The 1,174-nt window shown below is 63.0% G+C and carries 2 protein-coding genes; both read right to left on the bottom strand.

Going from position 1 to position 1,174, the window contains the following annotated elements:
• Nucleotides 1-614: amino acid ABC transporter ATP-binding protein (locus tag WG898_RS25140; protein ID WP_339605515.1), on the bottom strand; the 614-nt coding region annotated here is incomplete at its 3' end.
• 14 nt (nucleotides 615-628) lie between these two features.
• A partial coding sequence (locus WG898_RS25135; protein ID WP_339605514.1) for an amino acid ABC transporter permease occupies nucleotides 629-1,174 on the bottom strand: 546 nt, incomplete at its 5' end.

Below are 1,174 nucleotides of genomic sequence, written 5' to 3'. Positions count from 1 at the left end.
CGGTGGCTGACCTTCTTGGCAAAGCCCATCTCGTGCGTCACGCACATCATGGTCATGCCCTCGTGCGCCAGCTGCACCATCACGTCCAGCACCTCGCCCACCATCTCCGGGTCCAGCGCCGAGGTCGGCTCGTCGAACAGCATCACGATCGGGTCCATCGAGAGCGCACGCGCAATCGCCACGCGCTGCTGCTGCCCGCCCGAGAGCTGGCCGGGGAATTTGTCCTTGTGCGCCATCAGCCCCACGCGCTCCAGCATCTTGAGGCCGCGCGCCTTGGCGTCATCGAGGCTGCGCCCCAGCACCTTGACCTGCGCGATGGTGAGGTTCTCGGTCACCGAGAGATGCGGAAACAGCTCGAAATGCTGGAACACCATGCCCACGCGCGAGCGCAGCTTGGGCAGATTGGTCTTGGGGTCGGCAATCGAGATGCCGTCGACCACGATGTCGCCCTTCTGGAAAGGCTCGAGCGCGTTGACGGTCTTGATCAGCGTGGACTTGCCCGAGCCCGAAGGCCCGCACACCACCACCACCTCGCCCTTGGCAATGCGGGTGGAGCAATCGGTCAGCACCTGGAAGGGGCCGTACCATTTGGAGACGTTCTGGATGTCGATCATGGCCATCTTCTGCCTTAGCGAATGATTTGGATCTTCTGCTGCAGGCGGCGCACCGTCATCGACAGGCTGAAGCAGATCACGAAGTAGACGACGGTGGCCACCAGATAGGTCTCCACCGGGCGGTTGAAGTTCTTGCCCGCGACCTCGAAGCCCTTGAGCAGGTCGTAGGCGCCGATGGCGTAGACCAGCGAGGTGTCCTGGAACAGGATGATGGTCTGTGTGAGCAGCACCGGCAACATATTGCGGAAGGCCTGCGGCAGCACGATCAGCTGCATGGTCTGGCCATACGTCATGCCCACCGCATAACCGGCATGGACCTGGCCCTTGGGCACGCTCTGGATGCCCGCGCGCATGATCTCCGAGTAATACGCCGCCTCGAACACCGTGAAGGTGATGATGGCCGAGAGCTCGGCGCCCATGGGCCGGCCGATCAGCAGCGGGATCAAGAGGAAGAACCACAGGATCACCATCACCAGCGGGATCGAGCGCAGCGTGTTCACATAAAAGGCCGCCGGCATGATGAGCCAGCGCTTGCCCGAGAGCCGCATCAGCGCCAGCAC

It is taken from the genome of Paucibacter soli, assembly GCF_037482845.1.
Classification (GTDB): domain Bacteria; phylum Pseudomonadota; class Gammaproteobacteria; order Burkholderiales; family Burkholderiaceae_C; genus Paucibacter_B; species Paucibacter_B soli.
This window is presented reverse-complemented; position numbering and strand designations above follow the sequence as displayed.